The 18,646-nt window shown below is 55.7% G+C and carries 17 protein-coding genes and 1 riboswitch; of the genes, 15 read left to right on the plus strand and 2 right to left on the minus strand.

Annotated features, from left to right (window positions below):
- Window positions 1-68 precede the first annotated feature (68 nt).
- Together Dvar_RS24480 and acsC are read right to left on the minus strand one after the other, a co-directional pair.
- Window positions 69-1,220 (minus strand): ABC transporter substrate-binding protein, encoded by a 1,152-nt coding sequence (locus Dvar_RS24480; RefSeq protein ID WP_419655744.1) that lies wholly within the window; start codon window positions 1,218-1,220, stop codon window positions 69-71.
- A 104-nt stretch (window positions 1,221-1,324) separates the two neighbouring features.
- The gene (gene acsC, locus Dvar_RS24485) at window positions 1,325-2,716 is read right to left on the minus strand and encodes an acetyl-CoA decarbonylase/synthase complex subunit gamma (protein ID WP_419655745.1); all 1,392 of its coding nucleotides are present in this window, start codon (window positions 2,714-2,716) and stop codon (window positions 1,325-1,327) included.
- A 221-nt stretch (window positions 2,717-2,937) separates the two neighbouring features.
- Window positions 2,938-3,149: riboswitch (cobalamin riboswitch) on the minus strand.
- 182 nt (window positions 3,150-3,331) lie between these two features.
- Between acsC and mltG the strand changes: the two genes are divergently transcribed.
- From mltG to Dvar_RS24560, 15 genes are all read left to right on the plus strand, one after another.
- Window positions 3,332-4,345: an endolytic transglycosylase MltG gene (gene mltG, locus Dvar_RS24490; protein ID WP_419655746.1), complete on the plus strand. Its 1,014-nt coding sequence runs from the start codon at window positions 3,332-3,334 to the stop codon at window positions 4,343-4,345.
- Window positions 4,342-5,439, plus strand: a complete 1,098-nt coding sequence (cbiD, locus tag Dvar_RS24495; protein WP_419655747.1) for a cobalt-precorrin-5B (C(1))-methyltransferase CbiD — start codon at window positions 4,342-4,344, stop codon at window positions 5,437-5,439. The genes mltG and cbiD overlap by 4 nt, the downstream gene beginning before the upstream one ends.
- A gap of 125 nt (window positions 5,440-5,564) precedes the next feature.
- Complete coding sequence (gene cbiE, locus Dvar_RS24500; protein WP_419655748.1) at window positions 5,565-6,791, plus strand: precorrin-6y C5,15-methyltransferase (decarboxylating) subunit CbiE; 1,227 nt, start codon at window positions 5,565-5,567, stop codon at window positions 6,789-6,791.
- A gap of 58 nt (window positions 6,792-6,849) precedes the next feature.
- Window positions 6,850-7,662: a precorrin-4 C(11)-methyltransferase gene (gene cobM, locus Dvar_RS24505; RefSeq protein WP_419655750.1), complete on the plus strand. Its 813-nt coding sequence runs from the start codon at window positions 6,850-6,852 to the stop codon at window positions 7,660-7,662.
- A complete protein-coding gene (locus tag Dvar_RS24510) occupies window positions 7,659-8,747 on the plus strand; it encodes a cobalt-precorrin 5A hydrolase (protein ID WP_419655751.1) in 1,089 nt (362 codons plus the stop codon). The genes cobM and Dvar_RS24510 overlap by 4 nt, the downstream gene beginning before the upstream one ends.
- Window positions 8,744-9,481 carry a precorrin-3B C(17)-methyltransferase gene (gene cobJ, locus Dvar_RS24515; protein ID WP_419664155.1) on the plus strand — a complete coding sequence of 246 codons (738 nt, stop codon included), beginning with the start codon at window positions 8,744-8,746 and terminating at the stop codon, window positions 9,479-9,481. The genes Dvar_RS24510 and cobJ overlap by 4 nt, the downstream gene beginning before the upstream one ends.
- Before the next feature lie 115 nt (window positions 9,482-9,596).
- Window positions 9,597-10,121: a cob(I)yrinic acid a,c-diamide adenosyltransferase gene (locus Dvar_RS24520; RefSeq protein WP_419655752.1), complete on the plus strand. Its 525-nt coding sequence runs from the start codon at window positions 9,597-9,599 to the stop codon at window positions 10,119-10,121.
- Window positions 10,122-10,218: 97 nt separating this feature from the next.
- The gene (locus Dvar_RS24525; RefSeq protein ID WP_419655753.1) at window positions 10,219-11,733 is read left to right on the plus strand and encodes a cobyric acid synthase; all 1,515 of its coding nucleotides are present in this window, start codon (window positions 10,219-10,221) and stop codon (window positions 11,731-11,733) included.
- A gap of 366 nt (window positions 11,734-12,099) precedes the next feature.
- Window positions 12,100-12,648, plus strand: a complete 549-nt coding sequence (cobU, locus tag Dvar_RS24530) for a bifunctional adenosylcobinamide kinase/adenosylcobinamide-phosphate guanylyltransferase (protein ID WP_419655754.1) — start codon at window positions 12,100-12,102, stop codon at window positions 12,646-12,648.
- Window positions 12,645-13,373, plus strand: coding sequence for an adenosylcobinamide-GDP ribazoletransferase (gene cobS, locus Dvar_RS24535; RefSeq protein WP_419655755.1), 729 nt, complete (start codon window positions 12,645-12,647; stop codon window positions 13,371-13,373). Before cobU ends, cobS begins: the two co-directional genes overlap by 4 nt.
- Window positions 13,370-14,482 (plus strand): threonine-phosphate decarboxylase CobD, encoded by a 1,113-nt coding sequence (gene cobD, locus Dvar_RS24540; RefSeq protein WP_419655756.1) that lies wholly within the window; start codon window positions 13,370-13,372, stop codon window positions 14,480-14,482. The genes cobS and cobD overlap by 4 nt, the downstream gene beginning before the upstream one ends.
- Window positions 14,472-15,434, plus strand: a complete 963-nt coding sequence (gene cbiB, locus Dvar_RS24545; protein WP_419655757.1) for an adenosylcobinamide-phosphate synthase CbiB — start codon at window positions 14,472-14,474, stop codon at window positions 15,432-15,434. Before cobD ends, cbiB begins: the two co-directional genes overlap by 11 nt.
- Before the next feature lie 5 nt (window positions 15,435-15,439).
- Complete coding sequence (gene cbiR, locus Dvar_RS24550; RefSeq protein ID WP_419655758.1) at window positions 15,440-16,264, plus strand: cobamide remodeling phosphodiesterase CbiR; 825 nt, start codon at window positions 15,440-15,442, stop codon at window positions 16,262-16,264.
- 13 nt (window positions 16,265-16,277) lie between these two features.
- Window positions 16,278-17,549: a peptidase U32 family protein gene (locus tag Dvar_RS24555; RefSeq protein ID WP_419655759.1), complete on the plus strand. Its 1,272-nt coding sequence runs from the start codon at window positions 16,278-16,280 to the stop codon at window positions 17,547-17,549.
- 255 nt (window positions 17,550-17,804) lie between these two features.
- Entirely contained in the window at window positions 17,805-18,626 is an 822-nt protein-coding gene (locus Dvar_RS24560) for a VanZ family protein (RefSeq protein ID WP_419664156.1), read from the plus strand.
- Window positions 18,627-18,646: the final 20 nt, after the last annotated feature.

Consider the following 18,646-nt stretch of genomic DNA (forward strand, 5'->3'; position numbering starts at 1 on the left):
TTCCTCTCTCATCTTTTTCACAGGTTAAGTGCAAAGCGCGGCTGTTGGTATTAAAAATTATCCCCCAATCACTTCTCCGGAAGCTTGAAAAAATGCCTTGGCCGATGACCAGGGAACAATTTGGGATGAAAAATAGCGGCCAAATCCGCGATGATCTCATCGGTTTTGTCTATGGATTCCCAATACCATGGCATGGAGCACCAGACATTGCCATCTCTTACCGACTTGATGTCAGCCAGCATGTCGTCTCGGGTAACCAAGGTTTCTATGGAGGAGATGCCGTAGGCTGGAGAGGTTTCCAGTATATAGACATTGGCATGTTTGGCCCGCACATAGAATTCCTCCAGCGTAATATTGCCGTACCCGCCCATATAGCCTTTAAGGTCCAGGTCCTGAAAAATATAGTCTCCCCCACCGATAGCAATCATGTTGGCTGTCACTGATTTCGCACTCGGTACATGGACCTTGCCATCGAATACCCCACCGGCCATGACCCGGGGATGGGTATGGGCCGCCGCACATCGTGCAGATACGGCGGCAATTTTTTTTGCGGCACGATTAAACACCTGTTGGGCATCGTCTTCCCGGTCATAAAAAGCAGCGACAAACTTGATCCATTCCAAACGTCCCAGCGGATGGGCCTCTTCGAAACAATCGATAATGGCAACGGGAATATTCAATTCATCGAGCTTGTGAATCAGCTTTTTATTCCAATTACCGGCAAAGAAAACGTCCGGGCTGAGCACTTTCAATCGCTCGTAGTCCATGGGGCCATCACAACCTAATTTTATGACTTCTCCTTTGGCAATCTTCTTTTTCAGGTCGTCCATATAACAAATGTCCATCCGCACACCAACGCCAACAATACTCTCCAATACATCCAGGGGCCTTAACAACGCAGCGTAAACAGCCGACTCCAATGCCACGCGGTTGACGGGAATCGTGATTGTGGGCAAATTCCGGTAGGCAGACGGGATTGGCTTTCCCCTGGGCGCCAGGAGCAATGATCGCCCCGCGCCGTCGGTCACTTTTCTAAAACCGTCTTCAAGGTGGCCCATCCTGAACAAGCCGGCATGCTGGACGGGCAAACGATCGGCCGCCCAGCCGTCAACACAGCTTGTTGAAATAAGGATAGAGAAAAAAACAATCAGCGTAACGTAACCGATAATCCTGTTAAACGTTCCGGCAGCGCATCCTTTTCCGCAATCCGCTCTATTCATCAAAATACCTTATCATTCTCTCGTATTCGTTTTTAAACAGCCGTATCGTTGCCCCATTCTTTAGACGACCGCCAATTGAAAGTGACGATGCCTTTTCAACTTTTTCAGGCGATTTTCCTTTCCCTCAACTCCTCGGCCAGTTCCGGCAAAAAGCCCGAAAGGTGGACGGCTTCACCAGGACCGACGACGATCTCCCACTCCGGCAGGGCGTTTTCCAGTTGGGCCTTGAACTCGGCGTTGCGGGCGGAAATCACCAGTGTTCGATGGTCCACCCGTTCCTCCAGCTTGCATTTCTTGACGAACCGGACCGTGTTTTCGGCAACGAATTTTCCCTTGTGGGTGCTGTGTAGACAATGGTGGCACCAACACATGACATCCGGCTCGGTGATCCGCTCGAAGCAGAGAAAAACCGGTATACGCGAGACCTCCGCCGCCAGGGAGAGATTGTAATAGGTCAAGGCCCAGGACGATGCAAGGATTAGCGGTGCATGACGATCCGGCTCACCGATTGCGTATACGCCCTCGGGGGTCATCATCGGCTCCTGGGGATCACTGAAAAGCGCCATGCGCTCCATGAGCAGCGGATAAAGACTTTCTCCCTGAAGATCGGAAAGCACCACGATACCGGCGTATTTGGCGATAAATGTAGCTGCGATCAGCGTTTCCATGGATAGGTCGTTGGTCATCTCACAGGGAAAGGTGATGGTCGGATAACTCAAGGTACCGATGGCTTGATGGATGGCCGCACGGCGGATGTGGATCTGGTCGGCGAACGCCTCTTTAAGTGTCCGTACGCCGGGATCCATAACGATCTCTTTCACACCGGCATCCGTTAGCCGCCCGGATAGCTCGCCCAGTTCGGCAAGCCCTTTGGCCTTCGCGACCAGTGGACAGGCGTGTTTGACGGCCAGCTCGGCCATGGATTCGGCATTGTCCGCTGTTGCCGCATAGATCAGGGGTTTCGATTCGGCGCAGCAGGCCAGACCGGCGGCCATGACCACGGGATCATCGCTCATCAGAATCAGCCTGGCATCACTACACCGGGTAATTTTTTCAATCAGCGCGACGAATTTATCAGGATCCTTGGATTGGCCATCGATAGCCAGCAAGTCCGCGCCCAAAAGGCACCCCATACGCTGATAACGAAGTTCACCAAACCGCTTCAGCCGGTCCTTTACGTCAGCGTCGGCCATGGTGTCAGCTATTCGCATGGCCAGACCGGTCGGATTGTTGAACCGCTTGTCATGCCGGAACATGACGGACTCGCCGCCGATTTTAAAAGCCAAGTCACCCCTGCCAATGGTAACCGGCCTGATCGGCGGTGCCTCGGCCTGAGCCAGCTTTTCTTTAACCGCATCCGAAACATACGGACAGGCGGAAAGCTCGATTTTGTCCGCCGCCAGACTCATGGCGAAAGCGATACAAGTGGCCAGTCCGCACTCCCGACAATTGGTCTTGGGCAATAGTTTGTAGATGTCCATTCCTGACAGTGCCATGTTGAACTCCTCTCCTTTTTGATGAACTTCTGTTCATCGTTAACTTGAACGACCATCGTTACCCAATGGATCGTTGCCACGATCCTAAAGATGTCGCTTTGAGGTGTTCACCGGCGGACCCGCCTAACTAAAAATCCCCGTGCCCAAAATGGACACGGGGATTTCCGTTTTTTATCCCTGGCAATGGTATTGATGCCGCAGCCCCCTGAATCCCGAGAGTCTGTACAGCGATCATCACAGGCAGGTCTTCTGGCTTCACTTTCCTTTCTGGCGGCCTTCCCGTTCGATAAACAGTGGCCTTACTTGACTTGCCAAAAAGCGTGCCTTTCAGTATAGCCCTCAAAAGCACGTGTGTTACAGCGGCGGGTCCGCTCCCGATTCGCACGGGATTCCCTATTATCTCCGGTGGAGCACCTGTGAGCAATATCTTAAAACAACGATTTGTCTATTAGAAAGGCAGCGGCGGCATGTCAATACAAAAATCGGTTTTCTGTATCAAGGATCTTAATCCAATGGCTGATTCTGATCGGTGACTTGTGCTTTGACAAGCCTCGATGACATGCCTTATGTTTTATGGATTCGGGGCTCACGTTACCCAAAAAGGCAGAAAAAGGTATGGTAAAAAAACTGGTTATCGCATGCATGGTCCTTATTATCATGGCGCTTTGCGGCGTGGGACTGTCGTACCACCATCTCATGTCATGGGCCGATCAGTCTGGGGCAGCACCGGGGAAAGAGAAATTGTTTACCATCCCCACAGGCCAGGGGCTGAGGCAAACGGCGCGGGTGCTGGAGCAGGAAGGGCTGATCTCCAATGCTCTGCGGTTTACCATTTTCGTCCGGCTTGAAAAACAGGACAAACGGCTTCAGGCGGGGGAATATTTTCTCTCCACCGCGATGACACCAAGGCAGATTCTGGGGCAATTGGTCAAAGGGCGGGTTCACCTTTACCGCGTTACCGTTCCCGAAGGATTCAACCTGGTCCAGATCGCTAGCGCTGTTGCCGCTGCCGGACTGGCCCCGGAAGCGGAGTTTCTCGCCGCCACCCGTAATCCGCAGGTTGCCAAAGACCTGGGGATTGACGCCGATACATTGGAAGGCTATCTGTTCCCGGACACCTATTACTTTCCCAGCGGGATGCACAGCAAAACCATCATCGCCACCATGGTCAAACAGTTTCAAAGCGCCTTTTCCACGGAATGGGCAACCCGGGCCAAAGAGATGGGCATGAGCGTGCATGAGGTGGTAACCCTGGCCTCGATCATCGAAAAAGAAACCGGCGCCCCTGAAGAACGCCCGTTGATCTCTTCGGTCTTTCACAATCGTTTAGAAAAAGGAATGCGTCTTGAAACCGACCCCACGGTGATTTACGGGATTCCCGATTTTGACGGCAATATCAAGCGCCGCCACCTTGAAACCTATACCCCTTACAATACCTATAAGATAAAAGGCCTGCCTCCCGGCCCGATTGCCAGCCCGGGCAAAGCAGCCATGCAGGCAGCCCTTTACCCGGCCCAAAGCGACTATCTTTACTTCGTTTCCAAAAAAGACGGCACGCACCAGTTTTCGGCCACCATCAAAGAACACAACGCCGCTGTGCGCAAGTACCAACTAAGGAAAAGACGGTGAAAAAGCCACCTGAAAAACTCCGCTCCGGGTTTACCACGGGCGCCGCGGCAGCTGCTGCCGCCAAGGCCGGACTTCTATTTTTACTCACCGGCCAGACGCCGGCATCGGTAACCATCCGGTTTCTGACTGGTGAGCCGATCCGTATCGCCGTGCATGGCTGCACGCAAGTTTCCCCGAATAAGGCCCGTGTAACGATCATCAAGGATGCCGGCGATGATCCCGATATCACCCACAAGGCTGAAATTGGGGCTGAAGTAACGCTGGATGATACGGCCTCCCCTGGCACGCGTCATATCACCGGCGGGATCGGTGTCGGTGTGGTCACCAAGCCCGGCCTTGAAATTCCGCCGGGCCAGGCAGCCATTACCCCGGGTCCGATGACCATGATCACCAACAGCATCAAAGAAGTGCTGAGCGAGCATCCCACCGATGCCGGTATCCAGGTGAACGTTTTCGTCCCTGAGGGAGAGCGGCTGGCGCAAAAGACCCTCAACGCCCGGTTGGGCATCCTGGGCGGGCTATCGATATTGGGAACCACCGGTATTGTGCGCCCCATGTCCCACGACGCCTACGTGGCCACCATCGAAAAGGCCATGGATGTGGCCCGGGCCGCAGATGCCACCCACCTGGTGCTGACCACCGGCCGGCGCAGCGAACGCTTTTCCCAAGCGTTGTGGCCACATTTAAAGGATGTGGCCTTTATCCAGATCGGTGATTTTTTTCAAAAGGCGATGTCCGCAGCGGCCCAACGCGGATTTGATTCTGTGACACTGGCGGTTTTTTTCGGCAAGGCGGTCAAGATGGCTCAGAACATTCCCCATACCCACGCGGCCAAATCCGAGTTGACCCTGAAAACCCTGGCACAGTGGACCCTTGAAATATCCGGTAATCAGGTGCTGGCGGATTCGGTTGCAAAGGCCAATACCGCCCGGCACGCCTTTGATCCGCTCATGGCCGAGGCACCGGCGGTAGTAGCCCATGTGGCCGAACAGGCCCGGCGCTGTGCACAAGGGTTTGCCGATCATCGGCTGAAGGTTGGCTATGTGATTTTCGACTATGAAGGCATCGTCGTTGTTGACACCGAAGCGGAATAGAGCTAGAGTATTTGGTCTTGCTTTTTACCAAGCAAGTCGAAGATGACTATCATTTGGCAATGTTCCCGGATGATGCGAAATGTCAATCGCGAGATAAAAGCATCATAGAAAAAAGGCAATCTTAAGTGTCCTCACCAGTCACCATTATCGGCACAGGCGTCAGTCCAGACGACCTGACCGAAAAACAGCGATCCATCATCCGGTCGGCCGACGTTCTCGTGGGCGGCAAGCGGCTTCTGGCCCCATTCGAAGATTTGCTCTGCCGGCGTTTTGTGATCGACAAAAATCTCAAGGCGCTGGGTGATTTTCTGGAGCGGGAGATGATCGACCAGACCATTGTCGTGCTGGCCTCCGGTGATCCCCTGTTTTTCGGCGTCGGTACTTTTCTCATGCGTCGTTTAGGGGGCGACCGGGTACGAATCCTGCCCAATGTTTCCGCCGTTGCCACGGCCTTTGCCCGGCTGGGCGTGCCCTGGCAGGAGGCGCGGGTCATCAGTCTGCACGGCCGCAGCCATACGGGCCAGCTGCTGCATCATCTGTCGGTTGGCGATACGGTGGCGGTGTATACGGATCCGTCTCATGATCCTGTATGGCTGGCCGCGCTGCTTGCGAAAAATGGGTTGGATGACGTGACTTTTACCGTACTGGAGCAATTGGGCACACCCGCCGAGCGCATCACCCGGACCACGCCGGAAGGCGCCCAGACGCAGACATTTTCCGCGCTCAACCTGGTCGTGCTGCAACCCGATTCAAAACGCCAGGCCCGGCCCGCCCTGTTCCCCGGCATGCCCGACGATTGGTTTGTGCACGAAAAAGGGCTGATCACCAAAGCCGAGGTGCGCGCCGTGACGATTTCCCGGCTGCGTCTTTTCGATCGTGCGGTTTTCTGGGACCTGGGCGCGGGCAGCGGGTCGGTCTCCATCGAAGCCGGCCAGTCGATCACGCGGGGAAGTATTTATGCCGTGGAACAGCATGCCTCACGCATCGCCCATATCCATGAGAACATTACTCGTTTCGGCATTGGCAACATCAAGGTGGTCGAGGCCCGCCTGCCGGACGGCCTTGACGAACTGCCTGATCCGGACCGAATCTTCATCGGCGGTGGGGGTGAGAATTTAGGACGCATCATCCGCACGGCGGCGGACCGTCTGAACAAAAACGGCATTATCGTGGTCAATACCGTGTTGATCGACAATCTGACTGCCGCCCGGCAGGCGCTGGACGATTTGGGGTTTGATGTGGATATGGTCCAGATTCAGGTCAGCCGGGGCAAATCCATGCCCTACAGTCAGCGTTTTGAAGCGGCCAATCCGGTGTGGATCATTACCGGGTGCAGGGGCTGCGAGGTGTAAGGTGTAAGGTAGAAGGTAGGGGCTGCGAGCTAAATACAACAAAAGGAAGAAAAAAACAGTGAATGATTCAACTACCGCATCGAAAACCACCAGCACCCATCCGATCATCTTCTGTGGTGCCGGCCCGGGTGATCCGGACTTGATTACCGTCAAAGGCCAGCAGGCCCTGGCCGATGCCGATCTGGTGATTTACGCCGGATCACTGGTCCCCGAGGCGTTGCTCAAATGGACCGCTCCTGATTGCCAGCACCAGAGCAGTGCCGGCTTGCATCTGGATGAAATGGTCGCCATCATGGCCGAGGCCTGGCAGGCCGGAAAACGCGTGGTGCGCCTGCATACCGGCGATCCCAGCCTTTACGGCGCCATCTTCGAGCAAATGGCCAAGCTGGCCGGCAGGGGGATCCCCTACACGGTCATCCCCGGTGTAACGGCCGCCTTTGCCGCGGCAGCAGCCATGAAGGTCGAGTACACCCTGCCCGAGGTATCCCAGACCTTGATCTTGACGCGCATGGCCGGACGGACACCCGTACCGGAGGCTGAAACCCTTACCGCTCTGGCCGGTCACCAGGCGACCATGGCCATTTACCTGAGCATTTCGATGATTGATGAGATGACGCGTATACTTTCCGAGGCCTATGGACTGGACGGGGCCTGTGCGGTTGTCTACCGCGCCAGTCAGCCGGATGAGAAAATCTTTTGGACCACGACCGCAAATCTTGCTGAAACGGTAAGAGAAGCAGGCATCAAACGCACCGCGCTGGTAGTGGTGGGCCGGGTGCTGGATGTGAGCCTGGAAACCCTGGCCCACGAATCCAAATTATACGACCGCCACTTTGCCCACGGATTTCGTGAAGCGGATCAGGCCCGGTGAAAAAAGACGCACCCACACACACTGCCGTCTGGGCCCTGACCCCGGGCGGTGCACGCCTGGCCGGTCAGATTGCCGGTGCCATGCCCGGCAGCACGGTTTTTCTCAAGGACACCGTGGCCGGCACCGTGGACAGGGCCATCCCTTTTTCACGCTTGAAGGATGCCATCCAAAGCCGGTTCAACGCATTTTCCCAGCACATCTTCATCATGGCCACCGGCATTGTGGTGCGCAGCATCGCCGGCCATCTGGTAAACAAAATCCATGATCCGGCCGTGGTAGTGTGCGACGAGCTCGGCCGGTTCGCCATCAGCCTGGTCTCCGGCCACATGGGCGGTGCCAACGCCTTGGCCCAAACCGTATCGGCAATCACCGGCGGCCAACCGGTGATCACCACGGCCACGGATGTCAACCAGAAGCCGGCCATTGATCTTATTGCCAGACGCCATGGCCTGGTCATCGAAAACCCGGCAGCCATTAAAACGGTAAACATGGCACTCATCACCGGCGCGCCCATCTTTGTTCACGATCCATTTAACCAAGTGATCCCGCATCTTCCGGCAAAGCAGGTCAAGCCGTTTGACAACCTGCCCCCTGACGAAAAGCAAGCTGCTGCCGTTTATGTGGACCACATCTGTCTTGACCTGCCCGGGCAGGTACTGATATTGCGACCCGGTTCCCTGGTGGCCGGCATGGGGTGCAACCGGGGCACGGATGTGGGCGAAATGCGCGATCTGCTGGAGCGTACGTTTCGCGCAGCCGGTCTGTGCCTTGCCAGTTTGCGCTGCCTGGCCTCGGTGGACCTGAAGGCTGATGAACCCGGCCTCTTGGCCCTGTCCGAATCATTGAAGGTCAAGATCGCCTTTTTTACCCGACAGCAGCTTAACACCGTCGCCCAGGTCCCCAATCCCTCGGCCATGGTAGAAAAGCACATAGGAGTTCAAAGCGTATGCGAAGCCGCAGCCTTGCTGGCGACTCAACAGGGACGGCTGATCGTCCCCAAACAGAAAACAGCCAACGTCACCCTGGCGGTGGCGGCCGACACCTGTACATCGTCGGCATCGGACCCGGGGGACCGGACCACCTGAGCCAGCGCGCGGCCCAGGTATTGGAAGCAGTGGATGCCGTCGCCGGCTATACCACTTACATCGATCTGATCCGGCCGCTGATCCAGGGCAAACAGATCGTCAGCACGGCCATGAAAAAAGAGATCGACCGTGTCTCGGCCGCCCTTGATCTGGCCCTGGCCGGCACATCCTGCGCCGTTGTCTCCAGCGGTGATCCAGGCGTTTATGCCATGGCTGGGCTGGTGCTGGAGATGTGCCGCGAACGGTCCATTGCCATCGGCGGCACGGATAATCCAGACAATGGGGACCAGCTTTGCATTGAAATCGTGCCCGGCATTCCTGCGCTTTGCTCCGGGGCCTCGCTTCTGGGTGCGCCCCTGACCCATGACTTTGCCGCCATCTCCCTGAGCGATCTGCTCACCCCCTGGGAAACGATCGAAGCCCGGCTCGAGGCCGCCGCCAGCGCCGATTTCGTGATCGTGATCTACAACCCCAAAAGTCGCCGCCGGGCCGATCACCTGACCCGGGCGCAGCAGATCATCATGGCTCACCGCGATCCCTCAACCCCGGTGGGCATTGTCACCGGCGCCATGCGGGAAAACCAGCGCATCAGCCTGACCACCCTGGAACAGTTGCATCAGGCCGAAGTGGATATGCAGACCACGGTGTTTGTGGGAAATTCGAATACGTTTTGCTATGATGGGTATATGGTTACGCCTAGAGGGTATTCGAAAAAATATAACATCAATAAATAGTATTAAGTTTGAAGTGTTAAGTGTTAAGGTAATGAATGCTATCGTTTTTTATTTTCAATCGGCCCGATCCTTCACTTAACACTTAAAACTTAACACTTAACACTTTTTTTTTATTATGTCATTCAAACAAGGCTACATACAAGTTTACACCGGTGACGGCAAAGGCAAAACCACCGCCGCCATCGGTCTGGCGATCCGGGCTGCCGGTGCCGGGCTGAAAGTCTTCATCGCCCAGTTTATCAAGTCGGGCGATTACAGCGAAATCAAGGCCCTTGAGCGCTATGAAGATTTGATTACCGTGAAGCAGTATGGGTATGGACGCTTTTTTAAAGGAAAACCCGCGGCGGAAGACATTGCCATTGCTCGGGAAGGGATAGCGGCCATTCGACAGGCGTTTCTCTCCGGTGACTACCAGGTCGTCATCATGGAAGAAGGCAATGTGGCCGTAACCTGTGGTCTGTTTCCCGTAGAAGAAATTCTGTCCTTGATGGAAGAAAAGCCCGGCCAGCTTGAACTGGTCATTACCGGCCGCGGTGCCAATGTGCAAGTGATTGAAAAAGCCGACCTGGTCACTGAGATGCGGGCAGTCAAGCACTACTACCAGACGGGCGTGGCGGCAAGGACGGGAATCGAGAAATAGCTCTTGCCTGCCCAGAAACGGCATATTTCACCGGCGAACCCGGATGAAATATGCCGTTTCTGGGCAGGCAAAAATGTTCATATAGAGCCATAACAATATGAAAAACAAAACAAATCATTCATTGATAGCCCCCTGTATCGCCGTATTCGGCACCGGCTCCGATGTGGGCAAAAGCGTTATTGCCGCAGCCCTGTGCCGCATCTTTGCCGACCGGGGCTTGAACGTGGCCCCCTATAAAGCGCAGAATATGTCCAACAACTCCGGGGTTACACCGGAAGGGCTGGAGATGGGCCGGGCCCAGATCGTCCAGGCCGAGGCCGCCGGTATTCCGCCCCATGTGGACATGAACCCCATTTTACTTAAACCCACCAGTGACGTGGGCTCACAGGTGGTATTGCTCGGCGAGGCCATCGGTAACCAAAGCGCCATGGACTACCACCAGAAAAAGCGCCGATTGGTGACCGAGGCCAATGGCGCCCTGGACCGCCTGCGTGAGAAGTATGATCTGGTTGTCATGGAAGGGGCCGGCTCCTGCGCCGAAGTCAACCTGATGGATCACGACATCGTCAACTTTCCCATGGCCGAGTATGCCGAGGCGCCGGTGATTCTGGTGGGCGATATCCATCGGGGAGGTATTTTCGCCCAACTGGTGGGCACCATGGAATGCCTGCCACCGGCTTTTCGCAGTCGGGTGGCCGGGTTCATCATCAACCGCTTCCGGGGGGATTTGCGACTTTTCGAGGAAGGGGTGCGCTGGATCGAAAACAGAACCGGCCTGCCGGTTTTTGGTGTGCTGCCCTGGTATAATCACATCCGCATTGATCCGGAAGATTCGGTGGTCATCGAGCGGCCCTGCTCGGTTGGCCCCCAGACGGATGGACGTCCAGCCGTGGCCGTGATCCGCATCCCGCATATCTCCAATTTTACCGATTTCGATCCCTTGACCGCAGTGAGCGGCCTTGGCGTTCACTTTGTAAAGACGCCCCAGGATTTGTCCATGTTCAAGGCGGTAATTCTGCCCGGCTCAAAAAACACCCGTTTTGATCTGGACTGGCTGAAAACCAGCGGCTGGCAATCTAAATTAGATGCTTATCAAAAGGCCGGCGGCCATATCACCGGCATCTGCGGCGGCTACCAAATGATGGGCCTGGCCGTACATGATCCCGGCGGCTTGGAAGGAGCGCCGGGGACCACGGATGGCTTGGCGTTTCTGCCGGTGGAGACTACGCTCAAGGCACCCAAAACAACCACGCTGAGCCGTTTCGACTGGGACGCCATCGCTGGCACCGGGTACGAAATCCATATGGGGCAAACCATTTTAAAGGAGGGTCGCCCATTGCTTGAAGTACACGAGCGCAACAGCCAACCGGCTCATGATGCGGATGGCTGCGTAGCTGAAAACGGCCTGGCCATTGGCACTTACATGCACGGTCTTTTCGACACCCCGGCCCTGATTGCCCATTGGCTTGAAACCGTGGGTATTTCAGGCGTGGATGTACCGGACACGGGCGGCCTGGCAGCCAAGATGGAGCAGTATGCGCTTTTGGCTGAGCATTTTTGTCGGTATGTGGATATGGAGCGAATTGCCAGATTAATAAAGGTTGAAGGTTGAAGGTTGAAGGTTGAAGGTTGAAGGTTGAAGGTTGAAGGTTGAAGGTTGAAGGTTGAAGGTTGAAGGGAAAATGGCAGTATGCTGCCATTTGCGCAAGCAAGATTACGCGGAATGTCAAATTTGATGAAATTAAAAATGATGATCGATTACGATTACGCGCACGAGCACGAAAAACGCCAATGCCCGTCGTGCTCGTGCTCAGTGAAGCGGTGCTCGTAATCGTAATCGGAAAATTCGGCATGGCATGATTACAATTGCTGATGCCACCGATTTAATAAAAAGAGAAACGACCATAATCCTTCAATTGACATTTAGATTTGTCATTTTAGTGGTGTTTAACAGAAGAATTTCTCAAGGTTTTTTTAAATGAGTTCAAAAGAAAAAATCCTGGTTCTGGGCGGTTGCCGCAGCGGTAAAAGCGACCATGCCCTGAACCTGGCTGAAAACATGGGCAGTCGCCGCATCTTCGTGGCCACCTGCGTGCCCCATGACGACGAAATGAGAAATAGGGTCAAACGGCATCAGGCCGAGCGCAGTGATGCCTGGCAAACACTGGAGGTCCCAGTGGATCTGTCCGGTGCCATTGCCGACCATAGTCCGCTGGCGGATGTCATGCTGGTGGACTGCCTGACCCTCTGGCTGAACAATCTACTCATGGAAACCGAGGATGTGGAGCGCATCCGGGAGCATATTGACCAGCTGGCCCAGGCGGTGCAAAACGCGCCGAATGCCATTGTCCTGGTCTCCAATGAAGTGGGCGCCGGCATCGTTCCTGAAAACCGCCTGGCCAGGCTTTATCGTGATCTGGCCGGCTGGACCAATCAGGCCATGGCCGCCGTGTGCGACCGCGTGATCTGGACCGTGGCCGGCATTCCCGTAACCATTAAACCCCCGTTTCAAAGTGCTACCCCATGAACGCCTTCATTGCATCGCTGCAGTTTATCAGTGGCCTGCCGATAGGCAAGCCACGACCCTTTGATCCAAGAGGAATCATCGTCAACTTTCCCCTGGCCGGGCTGGCCATCGGCCTGATCCTGGCCCTGTTCGACGGGCTGGCCATGGCCCTGTGGCCACCAATGGTTGCGGCGGCACTGGATGTCGCCCTGCTGGCGGCGATCACCGGCGGCTTCCACCTGGACGGACTGGCCGATGCAGCCGACGGTCTGTACGGTCAGCGGGAGCGTGAAAAAAGCCTGGCGATCATGAAAGACAGCCGCGTCGGCGCCATGGGCCTGATCGCCGTGGTCTGTGCCCTGCTCGTCAAAACCATGGCCCTGGGAGCGGTGGACCAGACGCGTTTCCTGGCCCTTTGCATCGTGCCGGCCTACGCACGCGGGGCCATGATTTTTGGCATGCGCTACCTTCCCTATGCCCGCGGCGAGGAAGGCACCGGCAGCGCCTTCTTTGAAACCCGGTTGACCACCACGGATTTCAGATATCTGATCGTTCCTGCGGCTCTCTCCCTGTTTCTGGGATGGCGATTTATTGTGCTGAACATTTTTTTCGCTGCTGGGATCGTCGCCCTCTTATGGATCTACAAGAAAAAACTAAACGGCATCACCGGTGATATGCTGGGCGCCATGGCCGAAATTACGGAGGTGGTTTTGTTTCTGGCGGTGAGCGTGGGAGGTGTATCATGATCACGGGTCACGGCGGTAACATCTATGAATTGGCCCAGCGGTTGGGCTGCCAGCCATCCGAGATCATCGACATGAGCGCCAATGTCAATCCGCTGGGCCCCATGCCCGAGTTGATGACTCACCTTCAGGCCAACCTGTCGGTGATCAACGCCCTGCCCGAGGTGGATGCCGGCGGCATCATCCAGACGTTCAGCCGGTTTTATAATGTGGCGCCGGATCAGGTCATGGCCGGCAATGGCACTACCCAGCTGATTTACCTGATTCCCCGGGCCATTGGCGCCAGGCGCGCGCTGATTGTCGGTCCGACCTACTCGGATTACCGGGATGCCTGCGCCATGAATCGCGTGGCCTGCGAGCATCTGATCTGCCGGGAAGCCGATGATTTCGTGCCCGACATGGCGGCCATCGAGAAAAAGGCAGCCGGAGCGGATCTGGTGTTTTTGTGCAACCCCAACAACCCCACCGGCAGCATGGTATCACGCGAGGCCATCGACGCCCTGTGCCGCGCCCTGCCGAAAACCATGTTTGTCATCGATGAATCCTATCTGCCGTTTGCATCGCAGCCTGAGAAGATCAGCATGATCACAACCGATCTTCCCAACGTGATGGTGCTCAACTCCATGTCCAAGGCGTTTCGCATCCCGGGTCTGCGCATTGGCTTTGTCAAAGCAACGCCGGCCCTTTTGGAGAAGTTGCGTGCCTACACCCTTCCCTGGTCGGTCAACAGTCTGGCCCAGACGGCGGTATCATGGCTGATGACCCATCCCAAACCGGTAGGCGCCTTTCTTGCAGCGACCCGGACAATGCTGGGCACTCAAAAAAATGATATTCGGGCCACGCTGCACAGCCAGACCGGCATCCGTTGTTTTCCATCGGCGGCCTCATTTATTCTCATGCGCCTGCCTGACAACCTGAACGCACCGATGGTCTGGCAACACATGGCCAATCATGGAATTCTGATTCGCGACTGCGCTAATTTCACCGGTCTGGACGAATCTTTTATCCGCATGTCCATGAAAAAAGAAGCCCAAAATTACCGGGCCACCAATCTGCTGGTTCAATTCTGCCGTCACCATGACGGTAAAGGAGACGCACCCCATGTACACTGACGGCCTGGTCCTGGCGCTGATCTTCGGCGTGCTCCTGGATATGCTGCTGGGCGATCCGCGCTGGATGCCCCATCCCATCCGCTGGATGGGCAAGGCCATTGAGCATTTAGAGCCCCGTTTTCGCGCCATGCAGCTTACGCCCCAGGTTGCCGGCGGTCTCATGGCGGGAGCACTGGTAATGGCCGTGTGGCTGATCAGCCTGCTGATTGTTGTGTTGGCAGACGCCATTCATCCGTTGATCGGCATCCTGGTCCAGGCCGCCATGATATTCACCTGCATTTCCGCTCGCGGTCTGGCCGATGCCGCCCGACAGGTGGGTAAAGCCCTGGCCGGCTCCGGCCTTGCTGCCGGCCGCCGGGCCGTGGCCATGATTGTCGGCCGGGAAGTAGACCAGCTGGATGAAACCGGCGTTACCCGGGCAGCCGTGGAAACCGTGGCCGAAAACCTGGTGGACGGCGTCATCTCACCGATCTTTTTCGTGGTTATCGGCGGTGCGCCCCTGGCCATGGCCTATAAAATGGTCAACACCCTGGACTCCATGATCGGCTACAAAAACGAGAAATACCTTTATTTTGGCCGATTTGCCGCGCGCCTGGACGATTTGGTCAATTTTATTCCCGCCCGTCTCAGTGTGCCGCTCATCGCTCTGGCGGCCAGCCTTTTTGGCGGCAACTGGCGATCCGCCCTGACCGTGGCCCGACAGGACGCCCGCGCCCACGCCAGCCCCAATGCCGGCTATCCTGAAGCAGCCTTTGCCGGTGCGTTAGGGGTGTGGATGGGAGGGCCCAACCGGTACCACGGCCGCGTGGTTGAGAAACCGGTGATTGGCCAGGGATTGGGCGATGTCGGACCAGCACACATCCAAAAGGCCTGCCGGTTGATGCTCTCCACCTCATTTTTGTCCTACACCATCGCCGCGTTGATAATTCTGGCCATACAGAGCATGGGATAAGTCCGATGGCAAACACCCATTTACATGATCACGCTGTTCCCGACGGATTGAAGACCATCGCCAAAGGCCATTTCCCCTTTTCCCTGGCCTGCCCGTCCTTTATCTTCCGGGCGGATTACGTGGAAAACGTGTGCCGGCTGGCACCGTTCGTGGATGAAATCCAGCTTTTATTTTTCGAAAGCCGGTTTGAAGACAGCCTGCCCTCCCCGGCCCTGATCGATCGACTGACCGAGCTGGGCCGGGAAAAATCGCTCACCTATAGTGTGCATCTGCCCTCGGATATTTTTCTGGGACACCTTGAAAAGGAAGAGCGGCAGTTCGCCGCCGACGTTTTGATCGATATCATCAGGCGTTGCGCACCCCTTGCCCCGAGCACGTTCACCTTGCACCTGGAGCGCGACCCTTCCGAAACAAATGACCAGCGCTGGCAGGCAAACACCACCGCCACCCTTGAATCCGTTCTGGAAACCGGAGTTGACAGCCGCTGCATTTCCATTGAAAATCTGAATTACGATTTTCGACTGGCCGCCCCGATTGTGGAAGCCCTGGATCTGTCCGTGTGCATGGATATGGGTCACTTGCTGGCCCATGGCAGGACGCTCGCGCCTTTTTATCACTACTGGCAGGATCGCATCCCGGTCGTCCACATTCATGGGGTGGACGATAGCCGGGACCATCTGCCCCTGGACCGGCTCTCAACAGATCACGCAACCGATTTGCTGAATCTGATCGGTGGCTTTGGGGGCGTGGTGACGGTGGAGGTTTATTCGGTGGGGGGGCTGGAGGCATCGCTGGGGTGGTTGAAGGAAAGGGTGATGGGTGATGGGTGATGGGTGATGGGTGATGGGAAAAAATCCAATTCTATACGATAAAGCACGCAAAATCGAACTTTTGGCGCCGGCCGGAACGCCCGAGAAACTGGAAATCGCCGTGCACTACGGTGCCGATGCGGTCTACCTGGCCGGAAAGGATTTCAGCCTGCGCAACCTGTCGGGGAATTTCTCACATGAGGAAATGCTGGCGGCAAGGCGATTTACCAGGGATTGCGGCGTGCGGATGTATGTCACCGTCAACATCTACTCACGCAACCACGAGGCGGATGCCATCACCGGCTATCTCGATTTTTTAAAAACCGTGGAACCCGACGCCATCATCGTTGCCGAACCGGCCATCTTTACCCAGGCCCGTAGGCAAACGCCCGACATCCCGGTACACATCAGCACCCAGGCCAACACCACCAATACGGGAACGGCTCGTTTCTGGCGGGACTTGGGCGCCAGCCGGGTCAATGCGGCCCGTGAGCTGAGCCTTGAGGAAATTCGCGAGATCGTGCAGGACAGCGGCATCGATGTAGAGGCGTTTGTCCACGGCGCCATGTGCATGGCGGTATCGGGACGCTGCCTGATGTCCGGCTTCATGGCCGGACGCGAGAGCAATCGCGGCCTGTGCTGTCAACCCTGCCGATTTCATTACACGGTGATGGAAGAGACCCGGCCCGGTCAGTACTTCCCCATAGCTCAGGACCAGCGCGGCGCCTATATCTTCAACTCCCGGGATCTTTGCATGATCGAGCACCTGCCGGCCATGATCGATGCCGGAATCGCTTCACTTAAAATCGAAGGGCGCATGAAAAGCATCCACTACCTGGCCGGGGTGGTCAAGGTCTACCGGGAAGCCATTGACTGCTGGTACAATGATCCGGACCATTATCAGTTTCAGCCCCGCTGGCTCACGGAACTGTCCGCCATCAGCCACCGGGGGTACTGCACGGGATTTTATTTTTCTGATGCGGCTCAGACGGCCGCCAACAGTGAGAACTTGATCGTTCCTGGCCATCGTTTTGTGGCCAAGGTGCTCCAGGATGCGGATGCCGCCGGTGGGGTCCGGGTGGGCGTGAAGAACAAAATCCATGCCGGTGAAACGGTTGATGTGCTGTCTCCCGGGGTTTCCACCCGGCCGGACCGGATCATCAAAATAACCGATGAGACGGGTCTGTCACAGACGCTGGCTCAACCCGGCACCACGGTGACCCTTTACCTTGAAACACCACCCAAATGTCTTGACCTGATCCGCATGCCAACCGATGCTCTGAAGCCAAAAGATTCAGCATCGTGATGTTTGCCCCAATGGCGATTTTTCTCAATCTTTTTTATGCAACATTGGGGGTTGGGTTGCGCCAGCCGTCTGATGCCCGTTCCATTGGCTGGTCGATCGAATGATTGATGGGCGGCAAGTGAGGGCCGATTGAAAACCACCATACACCGTATAATTAAATTTATCTTCCCGATCTTTATTCTCACACTGTCTATTTTTTTCTTTTTCGGCGGCCCGTATTCATATTCCGCCCGCTCCTTTCAAGCCGTTTGGAACTTGGGCCATATCCTTTTTTTCTCGCTGTTGCCGCTTGTTTTATTTTATTTTAAAAAAATCCCAAATAAATTCAGCGTGCATAGCGCCCTGGCCCTCGCCCTGGCCCTCATATTGGGAGCAGGCGTCGAACTGGCACAATCCAGCCTTATTGGCCGGGAACCGGACCTTTACGATTTCTTCCGAGATCTCATCGGAGCGTTGCTTTGCATCTCTTTTTTCCTGCCATCCAGAAAAAGTCTTCCCAAACCGGCCCTGACCGTCATCCAGTCATGCACGCTGGTCCTGATCGTTTTTCAAATTCTACCGCTGATCAACGCGCTTCACGATGAACATCTGGCCCGCAAACAGTTTCCGCTGCTGTGTGGCTTTGAAACACGGCATGAAATCGATCGGTGGTGGGCGGCGACCCAATCGGTGACGGTCGATCAAACAGTGCACCGAACAGGCAAGGCGTCCATGCGTGTCGTATTCGACACGAGAAAATATGCGATGGTGGAATTGGCACATTTCCCAAGAAATTGGGAAGAATTTTCTTTTTTGGAGTTCTCTGTATATAATCCGTCTGCTGAAGAAATTCAGTTCCGTTTGTCCATCCACGATGATGATCCGTCTGAAACCGGCAGCCGCTATAAAGATCGTTTTAAAGGGTACTACCGAATATCAAAAGGGTGGCATACGTATCGGGTCAACCTGGAAAGAGTACGCCAATACCCGAAAAATCGGCTGATCAACATGCAAAAAATCATGGGCGTCGGTTTTTACACGATCAAACTGCCACACCCCCGAGCGATCAATTTGGATGACATTCGACTGATCAAATAACACGAATTAGAAACAAAAAC

Source organism: Desulfosarcina variabilis str. Montpellier (assembly GCF_048565275.1).
In the GTDB taxonomy this organism is placed as follows: domain Bacteria; phylum Desulfobacterota; class Desulfobacteria; order Desulfobacterales; family Desulfosarcinaceae; genus Desulfosarcina; species Desulfosarcina variabilis.

What these genes read in the sequence shown, in the direction of transcription:
- Dvar_RS24480 (WP_419655744.1), bottom strand. Translation starts at nt 1,220, where the DNA reads ATGAATAGAGCGGATTGCGGAAAAGGATGCGCTGCCGGAACGTTTAAC.
- acsC (WP_419655745.1), bottom strand. Translation starts at nt 2,716, where the DNA reads ATGGCACTGTCAGGAATGGACATCTACAAACTATTGCCCAAGACCAAT.
- mltG (WP_419655746.1), top strand. Translation starts at nt 3,332, where the DNA reads ATGGTAAAAAAACTGGTTATCGCATGCATGGTCCTTATTATCATGGCG.
- Dvar_RS24520 (WP_419655752.1), top strand. Translation starts at nt 9,597, where the DNA reads ATGTCATTCAAACAAGGCTACATACAAGTTTACACCGGTGACGGCAAA.
- Dvar_RS24525 (WP_419655753.1), top strand. Translation starts at nt 10,219, where the DNA reads ATGAAAAACAAAACAAATCATTCATTGATAGCCCCCTGTATCGCCGTA.
- cobU (WP_419655754.1), top strand. Translation starts at nt 12,100, where the DNA reads ATGAGTTCAAAAGAAAAAATCCTGGTTCTGGGCGGTTGCCGCAGCGGT.
- cobS (WP_419655755.1), top strand. Translation starts at nt 12,645, where the DNA reads ATGAACGCCTTCATTGCATCGCTGCAGTTTATCAGTGGCCTGCCGATA.
- cobD (WP_419655756.1), top strand. Translation starts at nt 13,370, where the DNA reads ATGATCACGGGTCACGGCGGTAACATCTATGAATTGGCCCAGCGGTTG.
- cbiB (WP_419655757.1), top strand. Translation starts at nt 14,472, where the DNA reads ATGTACACTGACGGCCTGGTCCTGGCGCTGATCTTCGGCGTGCTCCTG.
- cbiR (WP_419655758.1), top strand. Translation starts at nt 15,440, where the DNA reads ATGGCAAACACCCATTTACATGATCACGCTGTTCCCGACGGATTGAAG.
- Dvar_RS24555 (WP_419655759.1), top strand. Translation starts at nt 16,278, where the DNA reads ATGGGAAAAAATCCAATTCTATACGATAAAGCACGCAAAATCGAACTT.